At 48.0% G+C, this 25,416-nt stretch carries 18 protein-coding genes; 8 read left to right on the forward strand and 10 right to left on the reverse strand.

Translation table 11 applies throughout. The features are described 5' to 3' along the window. Positions 1-9 precede the first annotated feature (9 nt). On the reverse strand, positions 10-1,641 hold the full coding sequence (locus tag ACT89M_RS25340) for a PucR family transcriptional regulator (RefSeq protein WP_308722747.1): 1,632 nt from the start codon (positions 1,639-1,641) through the stop codon (positions 10-12). A 171-nt stretch (positions 1,642-1,812) separates the two neighbouring features. Here ACT89M_RS25340 and allC point away from each other — a divergent pair, with 171 nt between their 5' ends. From allC to ACT89M_RS25375, 7 genes are all read left to right on the forward strand, one after another. Then, the gene (gene allC / locus ACT89M_RS25345) at positions 1,813-3,057 is read left to right on the forward strand and encodes an allantoate deiminase (RefSeq protein WP_308722790.1); all 1,245 of its coding nucleotides are present in this window, start codon (positions 1,813-1,815) and stop codon (positions 3,055-3,057) included. A 32-nt stretch (positions 3,058-3,089) separates the two neighbouring features. Then, positions 3,090-4,319: a pyridoxal-phosphate-dependent aminotransferase family protein gene (locus tag ACT89M_RS25350; protein ID WP_308722746.1), complete on the forward strand. Its 1,230-nt coding sequence runs from the start codon at positions 3,090-3,092 to the stop codon at positions 4,317-4,319. A 203-nt stretch (positions 4,320-4,522) separates the two neighbouring features. Beyond that, positions 4,523-5,860: a uracil/xanthine transporter gene (locus tag ACT89M_RS25355; RefSeq protein WP_308722745.1), complete on the forward strand. Its 1,338-nt coding sequence runs from the start codon at positions 4,523-4,525 to the stop codon at positions 5,858-5,860. Positions 5,861-5,902: 42 nt separating this feature from the next. After that, the gene (locus ACT89M_RS25360) at positions 5,903-7,168 is read left to right on the forward strand and encodes an amidase (protein ID WP_373323241.1); all 1,266 of its coding nucleotides are present in this window, start codon (positions 5,903-5,905) and stop codon (positions 7,166-7,168) included. Continuing rightward, the gene (locus ACT89M_RS25365; RefSeq protein ID WP_308722743.1) at positions 7,165-8,037 is read left to right on the forward strand and encodes a fumarylacetoacetate hydrolase family protein; all 873 of its coding nucleotides are present in this window, start codon (positions 7,165-7,167) and stop codon (positions 8,035-8,037) included. Before ACT89M_RS25360 ends, ACT89M_RS25365 begins: the two co-directional genes overlap by 4 nt. A 309-nt stretch (positions 8,038-8,346) precedes the next feature. Next, positions 8,347-9,741 carry an NCS1 family transporter gene (locus tag ACT89M_RS25370; RefSeq protein WP_308722742.1) on the forward strand — a complete coding sequence of 465 codons (1,395 nt, stop codon included), beginning with the start codon at positions 8,347-8,349 and terminating at the stop codon, positions 9,739-9,741. A 65-nt stretch (positions 9,742-9,806) separates the two neighbouring features. Further along, positions 9,807-11,162 carry an allantoinase gene (locus ACT89M_RS25375; protein WP_308722741.1) on the forward strand — a complete coding sequence of 452 codons (1,356 nt, stop codon included), beginning with the start codon at positions 9,807-9,809 and terminating at the stop codon, positions 11,160-11,162. Positions 11,163-11,269: 107 nt separating this feature from the next. Here ACT89M_RS25375 and argH read toward each other — a convergent pair whose 3' ends face one another. The 7 genes from argH to argC form a co-directional block, all read right to left on the reverse strand. Continuing rightward, positions 11,270-12,673 carry an argininosuccinate lyase gene (argH, locus tag ACT89M_RS25380; RefSeq protein ID WP_110895522.1) on the reverse strand — a complete coding sequence of 468 codons (1,404 nt, stop codon included), beginning with the start codon at positions 12,671-12,673 and terminating at the stop codon, positions 11,270-11,272. 106 nt (positions 12,674-12,779) lie between these two features. Continuing rightward, a complete protein-coding gene (locus ACT89M_RS25385; protein WP_090922968.1) occupies positions 12,780-14,015 on the reverse strand; it encodes an argininosuccinate synthase in 1,236 nt (411 codons plus the stop codon). Positions 14,016-14,105: 90 nt separating this feature from the next. Next, the gene (gene argF / locus ACT89M_RS25390) at positions 14,106-15,071 is read right to left on the reverse strand and encodes an ornithine carbamoyltransferase (RefSeq protein WP_308722740.1); all 966 of its coding nucleotides are present in this window, start codon (positions 15,069-15,071) and stop codon (positions 14,106-14,108) included. 263 nt (positions 15,072-15,334) lie between these two features. After that, positions 15,335-16,588, reverse strand: a complete 1,254-nt coding sequence (locus tag ACT89M_RS25395) for an aspartate aminotransferase family protein (protein WP_308722739.1) — start codon at positions 16,586-16,588, stop codon at positions 15,335-15,337. 454 nt (positions 16,589-17,042) lie between these two features. Further along, positions 17,043-17,870, reverse strand: coding sequence for an acetylglutamate kinase (gene argB, locus ACT89M_RS25400; RefSeq protein WP_308722789.1), 828 nt, complete (start codon positions 17,868-17,870; stop codon positions 17,043-17,045). A gap of 446 nt (positions 17,871-18,316) precedes the next feature. After that, positions 18,317-19,555 carry a bifunctional glutamate N-acetyltransferase/amino-acid acetyltransferase ArgJ gene (gene argJ / locus ACT89M_RS25405; protein WP_253499800.1) on the reverse strand — a complete coding sequence of 413 codons (1,239 nt, stop codon included), beginning with the start codon at positions 19,553-19,555 and terminating at the stop codon, positions 18,317-18,319. A gap of 146 nt (positions 19,556-19,701) precedes the next feature. Continuing rightward, a complete protein-coding gene (gene argC / locus ACT89M_RS25410) occupies positions 19,702-20,751 on the reverse strand; it encodes an N-acetyl-gamma-glutamyl-phosphate reductase (RefSeq protein ID WP_154891300.1) in 1,050 nt (349 codons plus the stop codon). Between the two features lie 519 nt (positions 20,752-21,270). Here argC and cls point away from each other — a divergent pair. Then, the gene (cls, locus tag ACT89M_RS25415; protein ID WP_090922960.1) at positions 21,271-22,719 is read left to right on the forward strand and encodes a cardiolipin synthase; all 1,449 of its coding nucleotides are present in this window, start codon (positions 21,271-21,273) and stop codon (positions 22,717-22,719) included. Between the two features lie 332 nt (positions 22,720-23,051). On the opposite strand, the gene ACT89M_RS25420 is transcribed toward cls, so the two are convergent. Together ACT89M_RS25420 and prfB are read right to left on the reverse strand one after the other, a co-directional pair. Further along, positions 23,052-23,960 carry a YitT family protein gene (locus ACT89M_RS25420; RefSeq protein ID WP_090922958.1) on the reverse strand — a complete coding sequence of 303 codons (909 nt, stop codon included), beginning with the start codon at positions 23,958-23,960 and terminating at the stop codon, positions 23,052-23,054. A 126-nt stretch (positions 23,961-24,086) separates the two neighbouring features. After that, positions 24,087-25,200 (reverse strand): peptide chain release factor 2 gene (gene prfB / locus ACT89M_RS25425; protein ID WP_154891301.1). Its coding sequence is split into 2 segments (ribosomal slippage): positions 24,087-25,127 and positions 25,129-25,200, totalling 1,113 coding nucleotides; the frame shifts between segments, so codons are not numbered across the junction. Between the last annotated feature and the right edge of the window lie 216 nt (positions 25,201-25,416).

Here is a 25,416-nt window from a genome sequence, read left to right on the forward strand (position 1 = left end):
GTCACTCTATCAATACGCCGCTTTTCCTTCTTCTGGTAGCAACGCTTTGATCCGAAAGGCCATCCGAAGACGCAATGTCTCCTCCGGGTCTTTCAGGCTACGACCGATAATCTCTTCGCATTTTTCCATTCGATAAATTACAGTATTCCGGTGAATATAAAGCCGCTTTGCCGTCTCGGCAAGATGACAATGCGTTTCCAGATATACAGACAATGTATGAAGCAACATATGGTGATCCTTAAGTGTCTCATCTTCGAATCCTTGCATCGTATCCACATAAAATTTTCTCAGATGATCATGGGGGATCAAACGCAAAATTTCAGATACTTCCTTCGGCTGATACATTTCGATAAAGCGTATTTTTCCCGATATACTCCCGAAATAGAGAGCTTCATTCGCCTCTCTAAAAGATAAAGGAATCTGGCTAAGTGGCTGGGCATAACTGCTAAGACCAAATGACAGCTCCGATTCGTAATACATGGCAATTTTACGTTGCAGACGTTCCAGTAACTCGATAAAGGAAGGTTTGACCATCTCCCACTCTTCAACCAGCGGCATGAGTAGCACATAGGATCGGTCATGGGTGAACAAATATATAGGATGGCGGAAGTGTGCTAACTCCCCTTGAAGATGTTCAGCAATCTGATCCTGTTCTGCCTTATATTGCATGAATGACGTCGCTCGATCCTTGCTATTCAGCTTGCCGACCACACAAAGGTATCGTTGATCGCTGGACAGTCCGAACTCCCTTGCCCGGTTTGCAATCTCCTCGTTGCTCGAGAAGATCCCTCCAATAAAGTTAGTAAAAAACTCATTCTGGATCCGGCGCCGATTCTGCTTCAATGCATTATCCTTCATTAATTCAAACGCAATCACGTTCGTTGCCTGTTCAATGGTCAGAATGCTTGAACGTTCAGCAGGTGATATGAAGCCGGTAATACACAGGAAATGAACTTGTCTATGGGTGAATACGGGAAATAATGTTAACGTTTCACGTTCCTCACCTAACAAGGAAAATGCCGAGAACACGGAAGGCGCTACATGAATTTGACCACCGCCAGATAATAACATCTCCAGTTGTACAACCGTTTTAGCAGGAACTCGGCCGAAGATTGGCTGCAGATACGGCCCGAGCAAATATACAGGAAATCGCAGCAAAGCAGATAATTGATCAAGCAGCTTAGGTATACCTTGACCGCTCATAATTTGTTGGGTGAACTGACGATGGGTCTGTATGGCGTTATGCAACTCCGTTGTTCGTACATCGAGGATATGGCTCAGCGATTTGTTGACAATATCACCTAGCGAAGGATCAACAGGCAGTTCCACCAGAGGCAGTTCCAACTCGTTTGCCAGCTGAACTGCGGATTCAGGAATGTTGCCGAGAAATCTTTTGCTTTTGATACCCAGTCCTGCACATTCCTGTTGCCCCATCTCACGAATCAGTTCAAGCAGAGCCGGCAGGTCATCCTTGAAGTGAAAAGCCGTCGTAATCAGTAACTCATTTCTTTTCAAGTACGGAATAATATCAGGAGCATCCATCATATTGACGGTATGAACCTCCCGATTCAAACCACCGCTTCCCCCTACCACGATTGTGCCGTTGAATACACCCAGCTTCAGCAGGTCACTCATTTTCATCCTTCTCCACCCCTATGGTTAACATGCACAACGAATTCAGCTATTCTTCTACATTTTCGTGAATGCTTTTTAATTTTTTTTATTTTACGATGAATTAAACGCAATGCCAAGTTAATTAATCTAACATCGGTCGGAAAGCTAGCGTTACCGGAATGGGGGATACTGCACTTGATGATTGAACAACCAAAACCATCTGCCTTGTCTAATCAGATCGAAGAGATGGTCGAATGGCTGGCTTCGTACGGAAAAGACAACAGCGGCGGTGTAACCCGTTTGCTCTATGACCCGGCTTGGAGCGCAGCTCAGAAGGCGATTCAAGCTAAAATAGAACAACTTGGTTTATCCGCACGCTATGACGATGTCGGCAATTTGTTTGGTCGGCTCTCTGGACGTGATCCTGAAGCAAACGTAGTGTTAACCGGGTCTCATGTCGACACCGTGATCGGCGGTGGCAAATATGACGGAGCCTATGGGATCATTGCAGCACTCATTGCTGTGGAACATTTGCTCACACATTATGGTCAGCCACTCAAACCTATTGAAGTGGTATCGTTGTGTGAAGAAGAAGGCAGTCGTTTCCCAATGACTTATTGGGGCTCAGGCAACATAACGGGAGTAAAAGAGCGCGAGGCCATCCACCACATCAACGATGTAAACGGAATCCCCTTCGAACAGGCCATGCACGAGGCAGGATTCGGACTCGGACTTCATGCGCAGCCAACACGCAAAGACCTGGAATGTTTTATTGAACTGCACATCGAACAAGGCCAGGTGCTTGAACGCGAAGAGAAATCAATCGGCATCGTCAGTCACATCGTGGGGCAACGCCGTTATAACATTACGGTATACGGTGAGAGCAACCATGCCGGGACAACACCTATGCAGTGGCGTCGTGATGCGATGTTTACTTCAGCCGAGTTGATCCGAATATTGATGCATCGGGCCAAAGCCCATGAGTCTGGACTTGTCGCCACCGTTGGACGCATGGAAGTTAAACCGAATGTAGGTAATGTCATTGCACGCGAGGTCACCTTTAGCCTGGATGTTCGTCACAGTGATGCCAAGATCATTGAGCAATTTTGCGAGGCATGCTTCAGTGACTTCGAGACCGTCGCCTCTGAACATGGAACAACGGTCGCTTGCCATAAGTGGATGGATGAACCTCCCGTTGCGATGGATTGCACGTTAAACCAAACGGCTGAGGACATTTTAAAAAGCGAAGGTATTTCATACAAAAAAATGACAAGTGGCGCAGGACATGACTCACAGATTTTCGGCACGTATTGTGCAACAGGATTATTATTCGTTCCAAGCCAGGGCGGCATTAGCCACTCCCCTGCTGAATTCACCCATACGGAAGATTTGCAGCGCGGAGTTCGCCTGTTAATCGACCTGTTATATAAGCTGGCATATTGAATGAACAACTAGAACCAGGAGGCGATGACGAGATGACACAGTACCGGGAAATTCATGCACCTTTGAGAACCATTATGACCCCAGGACCAGTCGAGGTTGACCCGAGAGTTTTAAGAGCCATGGCAACACCCATTCTGGGCCAATTCGATCCGGAATTCACCCGAATGATGAACGAAACGATGGACATGTTGCGGCAGACATTCCAAACGACGAACCAGTGGGCCTTTCCGGTTGATGGCACTTCACGTTCCGGTCTGGAAGCCGTGCTGTGCAGCCTGATCGAGCCAGGGGACAAAGTGCTTGTTCCTATCTTCGGACGCTTCGGACATCTGCTGACTGAAATTGCCGAACGTCACGGCGCAGAACTCCATCTCATGGAATGCCCATGGGGAAAAGTATTCGACCAACAAGCAGTAATCGATGAGGTAAAACGAGTTCAGCCGAAAATTTTAGCCATCGTACATGGCGAGACTTCAACAGGTTGCATGCAGCCACTGGACCAGATCGGTCCAGCTTGCCGAGAACTTGGTGTATTAACGGTCGTTGATGCTGTTGCTTCCATTGGCGGCGCCCCAGTCAAAGTAGATGAATGGCAACTCGATGCCGTGATTGGCGGCACCCAAAAGTGCATATCCGTCCCTTCTGGCATGGCTCCTGTAACTTACAACGAGCGGGTAGAACGCATTCTGGCAAGTCGGAAAAAGGTAGAACGTGGTGTTGCACTTGAGAGTGATCGCCGGGATGTCGCACATCCAATCCGCAGTAATTACTTTGATCTGAGCCAGTTGCAAGATTACTGGGGGCCACGACGGCTGAATCATCATACAGAGGCAACATCCATGCTGTACGCACTGCGTGAAGGCTTGCGCATTCTGCTGGAAGAAGGGCTTGAAACACGCTTCGAACGTCATCGATTACATGAAAAAGCACTGATGGCAGGTATCCGCGGCATGGGTCTGGAGCTGTTCAACGATAAAGCATGGAAGCTTCCAGTCGTCACCTGTGTAAAAATTCCTACAGGGATAGATGGCGATTCTGTACGAACTACACTTCTGACCCAGTTTGGTATTGAAATCGCTAGCTCATTCGGACCGTTGCATGGGCAGATCTGGAGAATCGGCACCATGGGTTACAGTTGTCGGAAAGAAAACGTACTATTCGTCCTATCCGCACTGGAAGCTGTGTTAATCCGGCATAAAGCTCCGATTGTGATCGGACGCGGGGTGCAAGAGGCCCTTGACGTTTACGAGCAAGCAGAATAAAGCGCCGAGGGATTTAAACATCGCATAGGAGCACTGTTATTGGTCAATTAGAATCAAGGCTATTTATTAATATTGAAAGGATTCCGGGAACTGCCGGAATCCTTTTGTACAATTCAGACTTCGTTAAAATACATCAACTGCATCATGGATTGCCTGAATGCACAAGAAACATTTTCAACGAAGATCCACACGGAAGGTGACACATGCTTAAAATCAACCGGCTCCGCTCAGGTCTGGGCGGGCTGCAATGGCTGTTTTTCTTATTTACCAATACAGTAGTTATACCTATTACAGTTGGGGCGGCATTTGCATTGCCACAGGAACGAATTCAATTTCTGATCCAGTGTTCATTCATCCTCACCGGAATCGCATGTGCTGTACAAGCATGGCTTGGACATCAAAGATCCGTCATGGAAGGACAGTCGGGGTTATGGTGGGGTGTCATCCTGAGCCTTAGCGCATCCGCCCCCTCCCTTGGTATATCCTTGACGGAACTCGGGGGTAGTCTCGCCGTCGGCATTTTGATCTCGGGTGTGATCACAATCCTGATTGGCTTATGCGGTCTAGCTACGCCTTTATCGAAATTATTTACGCCAGGAGTCATGGCTGTATTTATGTTCTTACTTGGTTGCCGACTGAATATCATTTTTCTCGAAGGTATGCTTGGTATCTCATCAGGTTCTTCCGACAAGGCGAACGTAATCCAACCTGCCGTCTTCCTACTAGCCGCAGCAGTGGCTGTTTTGGTTGCTGTCTTATCCATAAAAGCACGGCCAGCCATAGCGCAGTATGCTTTGCTGATTGGTATTTTGGGCGGCTGGGCATTACATGTATTTATCTTCGGCAGCTCTGGGGGAACATCCAATTCAGGAACACTCGATGCAGTCTGGTTCCCGCTTGGGGAACCTGCGGGTGGATTGAACACTGGCGTAATCGCGATCGCCGTGATTGCCGGTTTAATCAACACTTCAAACACATTTGGTGCCCTGAAAGGTACGGATGCTATCTATGAGCACGAAGCGGCCAGCAGCCAGTATAAACGTTCTTTTACAATCAGTGGCATCCTTGCAGTGATATCAGGTGTGCTCGGACTCGTTCCATACGCTCCATATGTTAGTTCTGTAGGCTTTCTCCAACAAACCCGTATGCGAGAAAGACTTCCGTTTGTTATTGGGGGTCTGATGTTTGCAGCTATCGGCCTGATTCCAGCCGTCACTGGTTTACTGACACAACTTCCGCTCAGTATCGGAAGCGCTATACTATTCGTGACATACCTTCGCCTGTTAGGTTCTTCACTCCAGTATTTCGGACAGCTTCATATGGATGCGGCAAACCTCTACCGGACGGCTGCGCCATTATTCATAGGTATTATCGTTATGGGATTACCGTCGGAAATTTTTACAACATTACCCCCATTGCTACGTCCACTGCTCGGAAACGGGCTTTTGGTAGGTATTTTACTGGCTTTGTTATTGAACCAAGTCCACTCCCGCTCCTCCCTGAGTGCACTAAGCCCTAGTATAAGAACGAAAGGGGAATAACTAATGAATCATTCAAATCAGGAACAGACAGAAACATCCGCAATGAAAACGGGTCCAAAAAAAACAACCGATGCGCTCCAGCCTAATCACTGGGGGGCATACGTTAATGCAGAAATCAGACTCCCAGCTACCCAAGCTGGCTCACTAAGTGGACTAACCTTTGCAGTCAAAGATGTTTTCAATATTCAGGGAGAAACAAGCGGAGCAGGCAATCCAGATTGGCTTCGCACACATGATTCTGCAACCTCTACTGCTCCTGCATTGCTTACCCTGCTGGAGAATGGCGCAATTCTCGAAGGCACAACACAGACAGATGAATTGATGTACAGCCTGAATGGGGAAAATGCTCACTATGGCACACCAACCAATCCCCTCGCTTCGGATCGGATTCCAGGTGGTTCCTCGAGTGGGTCCGCCGTGGCAGCAGCAGCGGGACTCGCCGATTTCGCCGTCGGAACAGATACCGGCGGTTCTGTACGTATTCCATCTTCGTACTGTGGTCTGTACGGCTTTCGCCCAACGCATGGAGCAGTATCGACAGAAGGGGTCATTCCTCTTGCACAGAGCTTTGATACAGTCGGCTGGATGAGCCAGGATGTAACTATTTTACGTAACGTAGGCAACGTGCTACTGAAAGAGAAGCTTCTTCTGAAAGACAATGGTTCAGATATTACATCTGAAATAGATATGAAGCCGTTCACTCATTTCTTCATAGCGACAGAAGCATGGAATCTGCCAGAAGCTGAAGATCGTTCGATCTTGCTCTCAACATTACATGGAATTCAGGGATGGCAGCCGGAAGGTTATCAAACCATTAACCTAACCGAACCTGCCGAGAGCTTGGCAGACTGGTCAGCGGCGTTCCGTGTTCTTCAAGGGCTGGAAATTGCACACGAACACAGCGACTGGCTGACAAAAGAACGTCCGACGTTTGGCCCAGGGATCGCAGAACGTTTTGAGTGGGCTTGCTCCCTTGAGAAGTCTGCTAGCGAGGCCGAAGTGAAAATGCGTGCTCGCGTAAGGCGTAACCTCATTGACTTGTTAGGAGAAGATGGTCTGCTTGCCATCCCGACCGCACCGGGCCCGGCTCCCCTGCTGGGATTGAAAGGTCCTGAAGCAGAAGCTTACCGCGCCAAAACGATGCAGCTCTCCTGTATCGCAGGCCTTTCCGGCCTGCCCCAGGTTACAGTTCCTGTTCTCCGTCCTGATGGACTGCCACTCGGGTTATCTTTTATCGGTGGTACGAAGACAGATCTTAAGTTATTACATTGGACAGCAAAACAGTTTGCGGAAGAGGTGTGCCGATGAAACTTGTAACGATTGAAGATAAGGGGCGGGAGCAAATTGCTTTTTGGACGGATCGAGGCATTACTCCACTGGCTTGGCTGAACGAGCAATTCGGCACGAGCTGGGATACAGATCTGTTTACTTTGCTGCAAAATAATCAATTCAACGCACTACGTAACTGGTACCGCAATGAACACAAGCAGCTTGCCTCACTGTCTTCTCTGCCAGTCAATGACGCGCCCTATCGTGCGCTGTATCGACGTCCAGGGAAAATCATCGGTGTCGGCATGAACTATTGGGACAAAGCCATCGAACTATCTGGACATCCACCCGAGGATGAACCCGTTATTTTTCTCAAACCTGATTCATCCCTGATTGGCTCCGGGGAAACGATTCGTTTACCGTTTGGAGCGGGACAGATCACTGCTGAGGCAGAACTCGCGATTGTCATCGGACAAACATGCAAAGGCATTGGTGAAGAGCAGGCAATGGACGTTATAGCAGGTTACACGACCTCACTTGATATGACTGCCAAGGATATTCATGCCCGCAACCCCCGGTTTATGCAGCGTGCCAAAAGTTTTGACACATTCCTAAGCTTTGGCTCTTCTCTCTCAACGCCTGAAGAATACGAAAATTTGAATGAACTTGAGATTCAAACGGTTCACAATGATCATGTTGCCCACAGCAATACCGTTAATCATATGATCTTTTCTCCTGCGTACCTGATTTCTTTTCTGTCGAACGTGATGACACTTCATCCGGGAGATGTCATCTTAACAGGCACCCCGGGATCAGTCACCATTCAACCAGGCGATGTGGTTAGCTGTCAGATTGATGGGCTTCGGAAACTAGATAATAGGGTAGAGAGCGAAAACCGAACATTGTAAGATGTTTTGAACACAAAAATGCGTTTTTTACACCATTTTATCCTAACTTCACATACCACGTCATATTTTTTCATACAAATTCAACAGAAATTACGAGAACAATCTACGTTTTTGTCAATGAATTGTACAAACAAGATGATAAAATAAGAGATATAAAGAACAAGTAAGGATACATAACATTATTAAGTTATTTTATCTTACATGTTTTATATCATCTGTGGTGTGCAGACAGGAATGGATGGAACGACTCGTTAATTCAGAGATCAACCAGCCTTGCGGCACCCCATATCAAAGAGGAGTGGGGCAGATATGTCAACGAATTTGGCAGGACAAGTACTGAAACAGACGCAGCTACACGAAGAAATCAGCATCGACGACTCCTTAAAACCGAAACAGGAGAGCGAGAGAACAATCGGATCAGTACCCTACATGTTCATGTGGATCGGGGATGGCGTGAACCTCGGTAACATGACCCTCGGAGCGAGCCTCATTGTTGCTGGTGTCGCCACGCTCAATGTGTTTCAGACATTTGTAGCTGCGATGATTGCCATTGGTATTATTTCCGTGATCTTTGCGATCAATGACCGGTTTGGTTATCGAACAGGCATCCCTTATGTCGTTCAACTGCGAATGTCCTTTGGCATCAAAGGATCGATTATCTCCTCCTTTTTACGTGGTGTGCCCGCCATCGTGTGGTACGGCTTCCAGAGCTGGGTCGGAGCAACGGCTTTGAATGAAATTGTCAAAGTATTAAGCGGTGGCAGCTTAGACAGTATTCCTGTTTGTTTTATCTTGCTACAGGCCGTTCAGATTGTCCTGTCACTTTATGGCTTTCACGCAATCAAGTGGGTTGAAACTCTCGCTTCCGTCGTTATCATGCTTGCACTCGTCTATGTATTCACCTTATTACTTAACTCCCACAGCACAGCTATTACCGAAAATTGGGTGAATGCCAAAGGGACATGGGGACTCCCATTCTTTGCTTTCATCATGGTATTCCTCGGCAACTACGCAGCCATCTTCCTAAGTGCAGGTGATTATTCTCGTGAGCTGAAGAGCGGCATGAGTGACAAAAAGCGTAGTATGCTCTACTTCTTCCCGATCGTTATCGCTTATGGATTCGTTCTGACCATTGGTGCAATGATGGCAGCAGCAACAGGCATTTCCAATCCAGTCAAAGCATTTGCTGTTATTGTGGACAACCCATATATCACCGTATTTGTTTCAGCCTTCATCGTTATTGGTGCAGTTGCCGTTAACATGGTCGCTAACATCGTACCACCCGCTTACGTCATCTCGCTTGTTACCAAGCTCAAATACAAAGCATCTGTTATCATCACTGGTTTACTCGCCCTTTGTTCGTTCCCATGGGTACTCGTACAGGATTCCTCGGCTCAAGGTTTGAATACATTTATTCTAATCTATTCCGCATTCCTGGGGCCCATTGTATCGATCATGCTGGTCGAATATTACATCTTGCGAAAACAAAAGGTTGATACAGCGGAGTTATATCTGGATAACGGCTCCTTCAAAGGGTATAACCCAAGCGCCTTGTTAGCTATGCTCATCGGAGCTGGAGCAGCCTTCCTGCTCGTTGACATCGGCTGGATTATCGGCTTCATTACCGCAGGTCTATCCTATCTGCTACTCAGCAAGTTCGCCTTTAAGGGTTCCTCATTCAAGAAAGGTACCATCTACGAATAAATGAGCCTGACTTAACTGCCAGAGCCAACCCATTTAAACATCACCAAAAAGAGAGAGGGATGAATATGGAACATTATGATCTGATCATACGTGGCGGAAGCGTGGTGTTGCCAGACGGTGTGGCACAAGTCGATATCGGCGTGAAAGATGGCAAGATTGCGGCGATTGCCGCCACACTTGAGGGCGAAGTTACACATGAGTGGAATGCCACTGGACAGCATGTACTTCCAGGCATGATTGATGTACACGTGCATTTCAGCGAACCAGGAAGGGAGCACTGGGAAGGATTCACTACGGGATCAGCGATGATGGCCGCAGGTGGCTGCACGACCTTTTTCGATATGCCACTAAACGGAATTCCCTCGACAGTCACGGAAGAAGCTCTGCTGGAGAAGGCACGCATCGGCAATGAAAAATCTATCGTTGATTTCGGCCTCTGGGGCGGGCTCGTACCTGGCAACGAAGATGACTTGCAGCCATTAGCCGAATCTGGTGTCATTGGGTTTAAAGCCTTCTTGTCGACCACAGGTAATAAAGAGTTCGAAGCGGTAGACGACATGACACTGCTGACGGGCATGAAAAAGATTGCAGCTCTCGGCAAAATTCTGGCTCTGCATTCGGAAAGCGCGGCAATAACGAACTGGTTGAAAGCTGAAAAGGAAGCGGCAGGACTCGTCAGCGCCGATGACTATCTGGAGACAAGGCCAATCCTCGCCGAAGTTGAGGCTGTTGAACGCGCACTCTATTACTCCGAAATTACAGGCTGCGCCCTGCATTTTGTTCATATCAGTTCCGCAGCAGCCGTGGCTAAAATTGAGGCGGCAAAAGCCCGTGGTATGAATGTAACGGTAGAAACTTGCGCACATTACCTGCTCTTCAACCACGATAGCCTGCGTGAAAAAGGGACTATCGCCAAATGTGCCCCTCCCCTGCGTGAGGCGGATGAACAACAGCGATTGATCTCCCTCCTGGCAGAAGGTAAATTCGATATGCTATCTTCCGATCATTCACCATGCCCTTACGAGATGAAAGATCCGAAAGATTATAATCTCTTTCAGGCATGGGGCGGAATCAGTGGCGGACAGTTCACACTACTCTCTGCTCTGGAACTTGCATTAGCCCACAACATTCCACTAGAGCACGTCGCTGCTTGGACAGCTTCGAATCCGGCAACACGTTTTGAACTTGCAGATCGTAAGGGCAGTATCGCCGTCGGAATGGATGCAGACCTTGCCATCGTAAATCTGAATGAAGCATTCACCGTGACGGAAGAAAACTATTATGCCAAGCATAAACAGAGCCTCTATATCGGGCATACTTTCCCGTCGAGTCTGGCAGGTACAATCGTCCGCGGACATATCGTTGTGCAGGATGGCAAGGTGCTACCTTCTGTAAACGAAGGTAGCTGGCTGAAGCCTTAATTTAAAGCAATAGGAAACACACAAAAGAAGCATGTCAGAGATTCGTCTCTCGAACATGCTTCTTTTTTAATCTTTTTGAGTCCTAACCTTGGATTGTAGCCTATGCCTTAACCCCGATTTTCAATCCACTGCTCGGTTGCTCCGAGCACCTTCTCACTGCGAGCAATAGCCTCTGCCACTTGACCCGACGCTGTTCCACCGTAAACATTACGAGCGTTAACTACTGCTTCAGGCTGTAACACAGCATAGATCCGATCATCGAACAGCGGTGAAAATTGTTTGAATTCATCAATCGTCAGATCAAGCAAATATTTGCCATTCTGGATGCAGTACAATACGGTTTTACCAATCACCTCATGCGCTTGACGGAAAGGCAGACCCTCACCGACGAGGAAATCCGCAATATCCGTTGCATTGGAGAAGTCCTGGTTTACCGCTTGACGCATACGATCCTTGTTTACTTTCATCGTAGCAATCATTGGAGCAAATAACTGAAGCGCCCCTTCAAGCGTTGCTACCGTATCAAACATACCTTCTTTGTCTTCCTGCATATCCTTGTTGTAAGCCAGCGGAAGAGATTTCAGCACGGTCAGCAATCCGATCAGATTACCGTATACACGTCCTGTTTTCCCACGAACGAGTTCGGGCACATCGGGATTTTTCTTTTGCGGCATAATGCTACTGCCTGTGCAGAACGCATCATCCAATTCTACGAAGCCAAACTCCGTACTACTCCACAGTACCAGTTCTTCGCTCAAACGGGACAAGTGAGTCATGATCAGGGAAGCGGCGGCCAGGAACTCCACGATGAAGTCACGGTCACTTACCGCATCCAGACTATTCTCATATACTCCATCAAAGCCAAGCTGCTCTGCTACAAAATGACGATCAATTGGGAATGTTGTTCCTGCAAGCGCTCCTGCACCAAGTGGCAGTACATTAATCCGTTTGTAGCTGTCCATCAGACGCTCCGCATCACGCTGGAACATCGATACATAGGCCATCAAGTGGTGTGCAAACAAAATCGGCTGAGCACGTTGTAAATGGGTATAACCCGGCACAATCGTATCCAGATTATCTTTAGCCTGTCCGATCAACGCTTCCTGCAAAGCATGCAGCATGCCAACAAAACCAACGACACGTTCACGCAGATACAAGTGCATATCGGTTGCCACCTGGTCATTCCGGCTACGACCTGTATGCAGTTTACCGCCAACAGGACCGATCGTTTCAATCAGGTTTTTCTCAATATTCATGTGAATGTCTTCATCTGATACGGAGAATTCCACTTCACCTGCACGGATTTTATGCAAAACGGTGATTAGGCCTTCCTTGATCGTTTCCACATCTTCTGCCGGCAAAATACCGCATTTGCCCAGCATCGTCACATGGGCCAAACTGCCTTGAATATCTTCTTCCGCCAATGCTTTGTCAAAATTAATGGATGCGGTATATTCTTCAACCAGATGGTTGGTTTGCTTCGTAAAACGTCCTCCCCACAGCTTGCTCACAGTGAGTATCCCCTTTCGCTCATGGACAAAGCCGTCCCTGCCAGAATGTGCAAGAACGGCCCGCCTTGTCAGTAATTATGATGTAGCGTGATACACACGCCGTGAATTATTTTTTGTTTTGTTCCACACCGGAATGTACTTTCAAACGCAGTGCGTTCAGGCGGATAAAGCCTGTTGCATCGCCTTGATCATAAGCTTCAGATGGATCAGCTTCCATGGTAGCAATGTCCGGATTGTACAGGCTGACAGGACTTTTCACACCTGCGCCAATAACATTTCCTTTGTACAGTTTCACACGAACCGTACCGGTTACGTTCTTCTGGCTTTCCGTTACCAGAGCTTGCAGTGCCAGACGTTCCGGTGCAAACCAGAAACCGTTGTACACAAGTGTGCTGTAACGAGTAATCAAGCTATCACGCAGGTTCATCACTTCACGATCCATCGTAATGGATTCCATTTTGCGATGTGCCGTGAACAGGATCGTTCCACCCGGTGTTTCGTATACGCCACGGCTCTTCATGCCGACAAAACGGTTCTCTACCATGTCTACACGGCCGATACCGTGTTTGCCGCCCAGTTCATTCAGTTGCTCCATCACTTGCAGCGGGCTCAGACGCTCCCCGTTCAGGGCAACACAGTCACCTTGTTCAAACTCCAGTTCGAGGTACTCCGGTTGGTCCGGTGCATCCTCAGGTGCGCTGCTCAGCAGGAACATATCTTTGTTCTCGTCCGCGCTCGGATCGAACCAAGGATCTTCAAGCACACCGCTCTCATAGCTGATATGTAGCAGGTTACGGTCCGTGGAATAAGGTTTCGCCGCAGAAGCGGTAACCGGAATGCCATGTTTTTCAGCGTAAGCGATCATTTCTGCACGTCCTGGGAACTGATTGCGGAACTCTTCCAGACGCCAAGGCGCGATCACTTGAATGTCCGGTGTCAGTGCAGCTGCGTTCAACTCAAAACGAACCTGGTCATTTCCTTTACCCGTAGCGCCGTGAGCAATTGCTGTAGCGCCTTCTGCACGCGCGATATCCACCATACGTTTAGCAATAAGCGGACGCGCGATACTTGTACCGAGCAGGTATTGACCTTCATAAAGGGCACCTGCTTGGAACATGGGATAGATGAAATCTTTCGCGAATTCGTCGCGCAGATCATCGATGTATACTTTGGAAGCGCCCGTAGCGAGTGCTTTTTCTTCGAGTCCGTCGAGCTCATCCTTCTGACCGATATCGGCAGTAAACGCGATAATCTCGGCATCATACGTTTCTTTCAACCATTTCAAAATTACAGATGTGTCCAACCCGCCGGAATAGGCGAGTACGATTTTTTCCTTAGCCATGTGGTATGGTCCTCCCCAAGATCAATTACTATATTGCATCTATCATCGCCAAATTGGCGTTTAAAATCAACCCATTGCCGCAAATCGCGACTATTCACTCATCAAAGCGGCCATCAGTGCTTTTTGTGCATGCAGACGGTTCTCTGCCTGATCAAAGATCAGCGAGTTCGGGCCGTCAATGACACCTGCGCTCACTTCTTCACCGCGGTGTGCTGGCAAGCAGTGCAGGAACATGTAGTCCGGCTTGGCACCTTTCATCAATTCCTCATCGACCTGATACGCGGCAAATGCCTGCTCACGAATCTTTTGCTCTTCTTCAAAGCCCATGCTCGCCCATACATCCGTATACACAATATCGGCATCTTTCACGGCTTCCTGCACACTGTAGGTTACGACTACTTCGGAGCCACTCTCCTGTGCAATCGCACGAGCTTGCTCGACCACCGTGCTGTCCGGCTCATATCCTTCCGGTGTGGCTACTGCCACGTGCATCCCCATTTTTGCCGCACCCAGCATCAGAGAGTGTGCCATGTTGTTGCCATCGCCGACATAAGCCATTTTCAGACCCGCCAGTTTGCCTTTATGCTCCAGCACCGTTTGAAAATCCGCCAGTACCTGACATGGATGCGCTGCATCGCTCAGGCCGTTAATCACCGGAACATCGGCATGTTCTGCCAGTTCAATCACATTATGGTGTCCAAACGTACGGATCATGATGCCGTCAAGATAACGAGACAGTACCTTAGCCGTATCATGCGTCGTTTCGCCGCGTCCCAGCTGAATGTCGTTTTTGCTCAGGAAAAGCGCATGTCCACCCAACTGAAACATACCCACTTCAAAGGATACACGCGTACGTGTCGATGATTTTTCAAAAATAAGTCCGATCGTTTTGCCCTTCAGGGGCTGGAACGGTACACCGCTTTTTTGCTTGCCTTTAATCTCAATCGCGAGATCAAGCAGGTAACGAATTTCTTCTGCTGTATAGTCCGTGAATTCAATGAAATCCCGGCCTCTCAAATCAATTTTCTGGACCTTGTCTGTGTGCTGTACTGCCATTATTGGTTCCTCCTCATTTCCGGTTCCCTGCACCCGCACGGGCAGAAGTTCTACAGTCCTTGGCTGACTTGGCTCGGCTGAATTAACACTCTCCATATCAGCTTAGGTAGAGCAAATTCCCATTCAATCTATACCGCGGATGGATCGTCACCCTCTGCTACTTCTGCGCTTGAGCACCATGCGGCTACAGGGATTCTTTCGCTTTAATCTGCGCCGGGGGCCGTGATGGCCCCGGTTCAGTACTTTATTTTATCATCAAGAGATTAAGCTTTCGCCGCTACATGCTCCTCAATCAATGTCGCTACCAAGGATACAGCTTCGTCAATCTCTTCTTTACTTACATACAGGTTAGGAAGCAAGCGAATAACATTCGGTCCAGCTGAGACAAACAAGATACCACGTTTCTGTCCTGCCAATACGATATCACCGATCGGCTCTGCACACTCAATACCGACCAGCAAGCCCATACCGCGCACTTCTTTCACGAACGAGTTGCCCGCCAGACGATTGCGCAAGGACGTCATCAGATAGTCGCCCATCTCGGCTGCACGCTCCGGCAAACAATCTTCCAGCATGGTTTCAATGGTCGCAATAACAACGGAGGATGCAAGTGGTGTGCCACCAAATGTCGTTGCATGGCTACCCGGTGTAAATGCATCACGCAGAAACCCTTTACCCAACATTGCGCCAACAGGGAATCCACTACCAATGCCCTTTGCAACGGTGAACACGTCTGGTTCAACACCATAATGCTCGTGAGCAAACAACTTGCCTGTACGTCCCATACCTGTCTGCACTTCGTCCACGATCATGAGCAATCCGTGCTCGTCACACAGTTTACGCACATGCTTCACAAATTCCGGCTCCGCCGGATACACCCCGCCCTCTGCCTGAACCATCTCCAGCATAATCGCTGCGGTCTTTGGTCCAATCGCCGCTTCGAGCGCAGGAATATCATGCAATGGTACCGTTACAAATCCAGCTGGCAGTGGCAAAAATCCTTCTTTCACCTTATCCTGACCGGTTGCCGTCAGTGTTGCCAATGTCCGTCCATGGAACGATTGGGCAAAGGTAATCACTTCGTACCGATCTTCGCCCTTCACCTTCTGCTGATAACGACGTGCCACTTTGATCGCCGCTTCGTTCGCTTCAGCGCCGCTGTTGCAGAAAAAGACCGCGTCAGCGCAGGTGTTGGCTGTCAGCAAGGCTGCTGCCTTTTCCTGTCCTGGAATCTGGAACAAGTTAGATACGTGCCACAGCTCATCGATCTGAGCTTTCAACTTCGCTCCGACTTTCTCCGGTGCATGGCCCAGGCTCGTCACAGCAAGTCCGCACATGAAATCGAGATAGCGGTTCCCCTGATCGTCCCATAACCAACTGCCTTTACCTTTGACCAAGCTAATTGGATACCGTGCATACGTTTGAAAAAGTGAGCTTTCCGTCGGTATCGTTGCACCTGTTGCTGCTACTCCTGCTACGGCTGTGCCAGAACCTGGCTGTTCGTTGCCTTTTGCCATGACCATATCACTCCTTGTCGATTCGTACACGTATAAGGTGAATCCAAGACATAACACTGGCCACTTCGATGAAAAAAACCTTTGATCGCATATACCCATGGATTTTTCGATCATATTTATTGAACTAAAGGCAGTTTACACTAGCCACTCCGATGACAGAATAACCTTTCAATCGCTGTTATCCCCAGATTTTTTGGATTCCCTTTCCTAAAGGGAAAATCCGGTGATAAAGGCGACCGCTCCGCTTTTTCAGTTTTTTTCTGTCCTCTCCGTTTTTATGTAAACAAATAGTTCCAGAATGATAAAAAGTAAAAATCCACGATGCATGCGAACGCTTCGCTTCTTCAGTTTTTTCTGTCATCTTCGTTATTGTGTTATGAGCAGATTCACAAAAGTCGTGTACAAATTCTTTTTTATATATATAAAAGCCTAAAGTCTGAATTTCGTATTACATCTACTGCATTCGGATAATTCGTGTACCGATCGTCTCTCCGCCAAGCACGCGGCTCAGGATCTGCGGTTCGCTACCATCCACGATAATAACTTCGCGTACCTCGCCGTGAATGCAGGCAATTGCTGCGCGTACCTTCGGAATCATGCCGCCGTAGATTTCGCCGGTTTGAATCATATCCTCGATCTCTTGAACGGATACGGATGGCAGTACTTTTTTCTCGCCACCAATCGTCTTCATAATGCCTGGTACGTCTGTCACGACGATCATTCGACTTACGCCTAGATGAGACGCTACCGCTCCAGCAGCCGTATCGGCATTAATGTTGTAGCGCTGTCCGCTCGCATCCACACCTACGGGTGCAATAACGGGCATATAGCCCATGTTTACGATCCCCTGGATAATCTCTGCTTTGACGCTTGTTACATCACCAACCCAGCCGATTTCGGCATGGTTTTCTACCGGTTTCGCTTGAATGAGACCGCCATCGACACCAGATACACCCAAAGCCTGACCGCCTACACGCTGGATCAGACGGACGATCTGTTTGTTAATGCTACCTGCCAGCACCATCTCGACAACGTCCAATACAGGTTCGGTAGTCTTGCGCAAGCCATTCACAAATTCGGTTTCAATCCCAAGCTTCGCCAGATTATCGGAGATCGCCGGGCCGCCGCCATGAACGATGACCGGGCCGTTTCCCGAGGACTGCAAATCACGCAGATCTGCAAAGAAAGACTCTGGCAATGCAGCCAGCGTACTGCCTCCACATTTCATCACAAACATTTGTTTTTCCGTACCTGCTTCCGTTGCAGTACTGCCGTTTGGCATGGTTGAATTCACGGGGCAAGACTCCTTTCTTATGGGGTTATAAAGGATTAACACCTATATAAAAGATATAGATAAACGCTAGCCGTTCCAGATTCGGATCGTTCTTTCGATCGCCGTTGTCTCCAGGTTTTTCTGATTCCCCTTTTCCAAAGGGAAAACCCGGAGACAAATGCGAACGCTACGCTTCTACAGAATCGATTCCGCCTCTTCCACTATATTCGTTTATTTTTTATATTTAAAAGTTTAATCCTTATAAACATTTTTACATCTATGATGGTACGCAGCTTTCTAAGAGATGAAGCTGCAAGTTCAGTACCTTTAATAACGTTCAGATACTTTAGTAAACTTTCTGGTGAACCTAATTTTAAGACGATCTCGATATCTTATCCATTTGAAATGAGTCCGATCAGGAATAAGACAATTTATACCCATGATATATCATCTACTTACGTACGATACGCGGCGTTAATCCGCACATAGTCATACGTCAGGTCGCATCCCCACGCTACAGCGTTGCCTTCACCGTGATGCAGGTCCACTACAATACGCACTGTATCGGTCTGCAAGTATTCCAGCGCCGCTTCTTCATCAAACACAACAGGACGAGACTGAGCGAGCACAGAAATGTCTCCGAGACGGATATCTACCGTATCCGGGTTTACGGGTTGGCCTGCACGGCCTACAGCAGCAATAATTCGGCCCCAGTTTGCGTCAGCACCAAACATCGCGGATTTCACCAAACTTGAACCGATTACGGTTTTGGCAATGGCTTGTGCTGATTCGTCGCTAACCGCACCCGTCACTTCAACTTCCACCAGCTTGGTTGCTCCTTCACCATCACGTGCAATCGCTTTGGCAAGCACTTGGCATACATATGTGAACCCGGCAGCAAATGCCTCCCAATCCGGGTGATCCATCGTCAGCTCTTCATTACCTGCATAACCGCTGGACATCGCTACGAGCATATCGTTCGTGCTCGTATCACCGTCTACGGTAATCATGTTGAATGTATGGTTGGTCGCCTGGCGCAGCAGGCGCTGCAACGCTTCTGCGCCGATGACCGCGTCCGAGGTCATAAATGCCAGCATCGTGGCCATATTCGGATGGATCATCCCCGAGCCTTTGGCCGCTCCCGCAATTGTTACCGTCTTGCCGCCAACTACGACGGAGACGCAAGCTTCCTTTTTCACCAGATCGGTAGTCAGAATCGCTTGTGAAAATTGTTCTGCTTCGTTCGTTTCCTTACCGAGCTGTTCCGGAAGCGCCTTGATGCCCGAATGCACCGCATCCATTTTCAGCAATTCACCGATGACCCCCGTAGAAGCCACAGCCACGTCCTCTTCAGCCACGCCCAGTTCACGAGCCGCTGCCGCACGCATCGCATACGCATCCTCTTCACCCTGCTGCCCTGTACATGCATTGGCATTACCGCTGTTTACAATCACTGCTTGCAACCGTCCGTTGCTCAGACTTTCCCGGGTGACTTTGAGCGGAGCAGCCTGAAACACGTTCGTCGTGTAAACCGCTGCAGCTGTCGCAGGGATATCACATCGAATCGCTCCGATGTCGTTGCGTGATGTTTTTTTCAGACCACAGTGCAGTCCTCCTGCCGAGAATCCGCCTGGCGTAACAATCGTTCCATTTTCAACTACGGTAAAAGCTTGATGCTCCACTTTTGTTCCCATATCATATCCCCCGTATGCGTTCAGCCATATGCTGATCAACCGCCTGCTTCAACTGAAACTCCCACAACTTATACCCATGCCTTATGACTTTTAGATGGAACACCGCTTCTTCGCGCGCTCCCCCTACGATGTTCACAAGCCACATGTTATGGATATACTGGTGTCATGTTCAGCCCGAGGTTTTCCTCCCATCCCATCATCAGGTTCATATTTTGAATCGCTTGCCCGGATGCACCCTTCACCAAGTTGTCGATCACCGAAATGATCGTCAAACGTCCTGTGCGCGGGTCTACCGAAAATCCGATATCACAATAGTTCGATCCAGACACTTCTTTTGTCGAAGGCCAAATACCCGGTTCACGTACACGTACAAAAGGTCTGTTTTCATAATATTTACGATATAAGTCCACAATCTCCTGATCACTATGCTCACCCGTCAGCTTTGCATACATCGTACTCATAATGCCGCGTGTCATCGGCACAAGCTGTGTTGTAAAAGTTACCGTCACCGGGCTTCCGGTGATATTGCCGAGCACTTGCTCGATCTCAGGGATATGCTGATGTTTATTCAATTTGTACGCTTTAAAATTTTCATTCATTTCTGCATAATGATTGGTCAGACTCGTTCCGCGCCCTGCACCCGATACACCTGATTTCGCATCAATAATGATGGTCGATGGATCAATCCATCCCGCTTCCACCGCAGGAATCAGACCCAGCAACGTAGCTGTTGGATAACAGCCAGGATTGGATATAAAATCCTTACCTTTCACTTCATCTCCATACACCTCAGCCATACCGTATACGGCCTTCTCCAGCAATTCTGCTGACGGTGCAGGGTGTTTATACCATTGCTCATACACCGATCCGTCTTTCAAACGGAAATCACCCGACAGGTCGATCACTTTCAGTCCTGCTTCCAGCAGACTCGGTACGAGCTTCGCGCTTACGCCAGACGGGGTCGCGGTGAATACGAGATCTGCACGACTTGCGATCTCTGCCGGATCGACACCGTCGAGTGGCCTGCGAATCACGTCCGTCAAATGCGGAAACCCATCGGCGATGGACTCCCCGCTGCTGGATGAAGAGATTACCGATGTAATTTCAACTTGCGGATGATTCTGAAAAAAACGAATCAGTTCCACCCCGCCGTAGCCGGTGGAACCGACGATTGCCACTCTTAATTTGTTATTCACTCTCGCTCCCCCAATCCTGTTGTATGCGCTACTTGTGCCTTGCTCAAGGCTCTCTGAATGATGACGAGAAATTTGCACTAGCACTTCAATGACAGAACAACCTTTCATTCGCTGTTATCCCCGGATTTTTTCATCCCCTTTCTTAAAGGGAAAATCCGGTTATAAAAGCGACCGCTTCGCTTTCCAGGTTTGTTTCTGTCCTCTCCGTTTTTTGTGCGAACATCTCGTTCATACGTATCATCAAAGCTTGAGCAGACAATTCCGTCGCTTCTATGCATATTTGTGTATTATTATACGACTCTAGTTATATAAATACAACCATCTATCATGAATTTTACACGGATTCCCAACAAATCCGAACGATAACTTTTTACCTTAGGGACGAACAAGGATTCTTCTGTTAAAATACATAGTAGAAGGAAACATTACATACAGAGTCCTGTTCATACACATACCCTTTTTAATTAAGGTCACATTGAACTGGACTCCGAAGGTCATTATGAGACATGGGGGACTACAGTGCATATCGAATCTATATTACTTATTGTGCTCCTGGGACTGAATATTATCTTCGCTGCCGCAGTCGTTTTCTTTGAACGCAAGGATGCCAGTGCTTCCTGGGCTTGGCTGCTGGTATTGAACTTTATTCCGGTCTTCGGGTTCATCCTTTATCTATTGACGGGTCAGAATCTGACTCGCTATCGCCTCTTTCAATGGAAAGAGCGCAAGAAACTTGGCTTGGAGGAACGAATCGAGGCGCAGCTTGCCCAGCTGCAGGATAATCGCACGCCTTTCTCCAACAAGGCAACAGAAAATAGCCAAGACATGATTTATATGAACCTCAAACAAAATGGGGCACTCCTGACAGAGCATAACGCCGTTGAGATCATCACCGATGGAACAGACAAGTTCCAACGGCTTCTCGATGACATCGAGGCGGCACAAGATCATGTGCATGTGCAATATTACATTTATCGTGGGGATAGCCTCGGCAAACGGATTCGGGACGCTCTGATCCGTAAGGCGCGTGAAGGCGTGAAGGTTCGTCTGCTGTACGACGCGCTGGGCTCGCGACGGGTAAGAAATCGATTTTTCAAAGAACTGCGTGAAGCGGGTGGACTTGTGGAAGTCTTTTTCCCATCCAAATTCAGTCTGATCAACCTACGGATGAATTACCGTAACCACCGCAAAATCGTTATCATCGATGGTAATCTCGGTTATACTGGCGGCTTCAACGTTGGGGATGAATATCTCGGACTCAACTCGAAATTCGGCTACTGGCGCGATACCCACCTTCGTATTCGAGGTAATGCGGTGCATGCGTTACAAACACGTTTCCTGCTCGACTGGAACGAAGCTTCCAAACAACATGACACGCCGTATGTTCCCTCTCATTTCCCTCAAATTGAGGGTTCAGGTCAGACCGCCATGCAGATTGTATCCAGTGGCCCTGACGCCGAGATCGAGCACATCAAGAACAGCTACCTGAAAATGATTAATGGTGCCAAACATTCGATTCTTATTCAAACCCCGTATTTTATCCCGGATGCTAGTGTATTCGAAGCGATACGCCTTGCCTGCCTGTCAGGCATTGATGTTCGTATTATGATACCCAATAAACCGGATCATGCTTTTGTGTATTGGGCCACGCTGTCTTATATCGGGGAGTTGCTAAAAGTAGGGGCTAAAGTATTTATCTACGATAATGGGTTTATCCACGCCAAAACATTGATTATTGATAGTTTGGTCGCTTCGGTCGGAACCGCCAATATCGACTACCGCAGTTTCCGGTTGAACTTTGAGGTCAATGCTTTTATGTATGATGAGGCCATTGCAACGACACTTGTACAGACGTTCGAACATGATCTGCATGTATCACGAGAGTTATCGCTGGAAGAATACCAAAATCGCAGTTTTATGATACGTTTCAAAGAAGCTATTTCTCGTCTGCTGTCTCCGATCTTGTAAACTCGGCAGGAACCTATATAAATAACAGAACATAATTTACACAGACACTACGATGACAGAATAATCTTCCAATCGCTGTTATCCCCAGATTTTTTAATTCCCTTTACTAAAGGGGAAAATCCGGTGATAAAGGCGACCGCTTCGCTTCTACAGATTTTTTCTGTCATCTCCGTTGATGTGTAAATTTTAGTTAGTTTGGTTGTTTTGCTTATACAGGAAAACCTGCCTAGTCTAGATCCTATATCCTAAAAAATAAAAGCAGAACCTCCCTTCCCCGTAATCGGGGTAAAGAGAGGATCTGCTTTTTTATATCTACCTCATGCTTTTAAACCTTAAATATGCTCACCGCGCTTAAAGCCTTCACCAAGCACCTCATGCGCATTACTAATGATGACAAACGCTCCCGGGTCCACAGACCGGATCAGCGCTTTCAGTCTCGGCACTTCATTTTGCCCCACCACAACCATCAGCACCGTTCGCTGGTCATCCGTATATCCACCTTTGGCCTCCAGCTTGGTCAGACCACGATCCAGATCGGCCAGAATGACTTTGGTAATCGGTTCTGTCTGGTTGGAGATGATATATGCCACCTTGGAGTATCCAAGTCCCATCTCGACGGCATCAATGACTTTACCCGTAACGTACAACCCGATTAATGCATACAGAGACTGCTCCAGCGACAGCACAAAGGCTGCCAAAATAATGACGGTTGCATCCATGATGACAACGCATAGCGAGTAACTGAGTCCACTGTATTTTTGCACAATGCGAGCCAGAATACTCATGCCCCCGGTTGAGCCTCTGCCCCGGTACACGATCCCAATCCCGAGCCCCACACCAATGCCCCCATACAGAGAGCCGAGCAACGGATTAGCCGTCGGAATCTCCCAATGACTCGTCAAATATACAAAGAGCGGCAACACAATGCTTCCAAGGATGGAACGCACACCATATTGTTTACCAATCAACAGGAAACCTGCAATTAATAACGGGATGTTAATCGCCCATTGGGTATATGCCGGTTCCCAGCCCAACCACTCGTCTCCGAGGATGGATAAACCCGAGACACCACCTGAAGCGATTTGATTGGGCAATAAAAATAAATTAAAGGCTACGGCAATCAAAAACGAACCCACAATAATAAACAGGGTATCGATGACGTTCCGCCATGGTCCATTCAGGGGAATAAATGTGGTTAACCTCTTTTTGCGTTGAGGATATGAATGTTGTTGCTCTTGCATGTTGTCGCGCGCTCCTTTTATATAACGTATCCATAATCTTCTTAACATTTCTTAAAATTGTTCAAAAAAAAGCCCCTGTATACACCAGCATGCGCCTCAGCGCACGGGTCCATACAGGAACTTGAATTAATCGTTTTCTACTTTAATTTGGCTACGCAAATAACCGTCGATGAATGCATCGAGGTCGCCGTCCATCACTGCTCCTGTATTACCTGTCTCTACGCTTGTACGGTGATCCTTTACCATACTATAGGGATGGAATACATAGGAGCGAATCTGGCTACCCCACGAAATTTCCGATTGGTCCCCTCGGATTTCGTCCAGCTGTTGTTTTTGCTCTTCGATTTTACGCTCATACAATTTCGAACGAAGCATCGTCATGGCTCGCTCACGGTTTTTGATCTGTGAACGTTCGTTCTGACAGGTCACAACCACTCCGGTCGGTATATGTGTAATCCGTACAGCGGAATCGGTAGTGTTAATATGCTGTCCACCCGCACCGCTTGCACGATACGTATCGATCTTGAGGTCTTCGGTACGAATGTCGATCTCGATGGTATCGTCGATCTCCGGCACCACATCACAAGATACGAAGGAAGTATGTCTACGGCCTGATGAGTCAAAAGGGGAGATCCGCACCAGACGGTGAACCCCCTTCTCTGCTTTCAGATAACCGTATGCGTTATGCCCTTTGATGGACAACGTCACACTCTTGATCCCCGCTTCATCACCCGGAAGATAATCCAGCACCTCAACCTTGAAGCCCCGTTTCTCTGCCCAGCGTGTGTACATACGGAGCAGCATCTGACCCCAGTCCTGCGACTCGGTACCACCAGCGCCTGGATGAAGCTCCAGAATCGCATTCATCTTGTCATACGGCTGGTTCAGGAGAAGTTGTAATTCAAACTCTTCCAGTTTGCCTACAATTGCAGCGACACTGTTGCCAATCTCCGTAGCGAGCTCTTCGTCGCCTTCTTCATCAGCCAGCTCAGCCATCATCAATGCATCATCATAATCCTGTTGCAACTTCGCGTACTGATCTACCGAACCTTTCACTGCGTTCATCTCTGCAATGACGGCTTGCGCTTTCTCATTGTCATCCCAGAAGTCTGGAGCTGACATCTTCTCTTCAAAGTTCTCAATCATCTCTTGCTTGAGATCTAAGTCAAAGAGACCCCCTAAGGTTTGTTAATTTCTTGCCTATTTCACGCAGGTCCTGCTTCACGCTTGGATCGATCATGTGCAATTCCTCTTTTCATTAAGATAAGCTCCCCGCATCCGGGAAGTTCAATAATCAAGATCAAGTCTCGGATACAATATACCGTGAGGCTTGCGCATACTGTTACCAGCAGGCACGTCACCCCTCAATCAGCATCATATGATTATTCATATGCACCGATTATCGGATATGCATCCTCCACTTTATCTTATTGAACCCCCGGCTGCAAGGAGCCGT

It is taken from the genome of Paenibacillus sp. NN59, assembly GCF_057597225.1.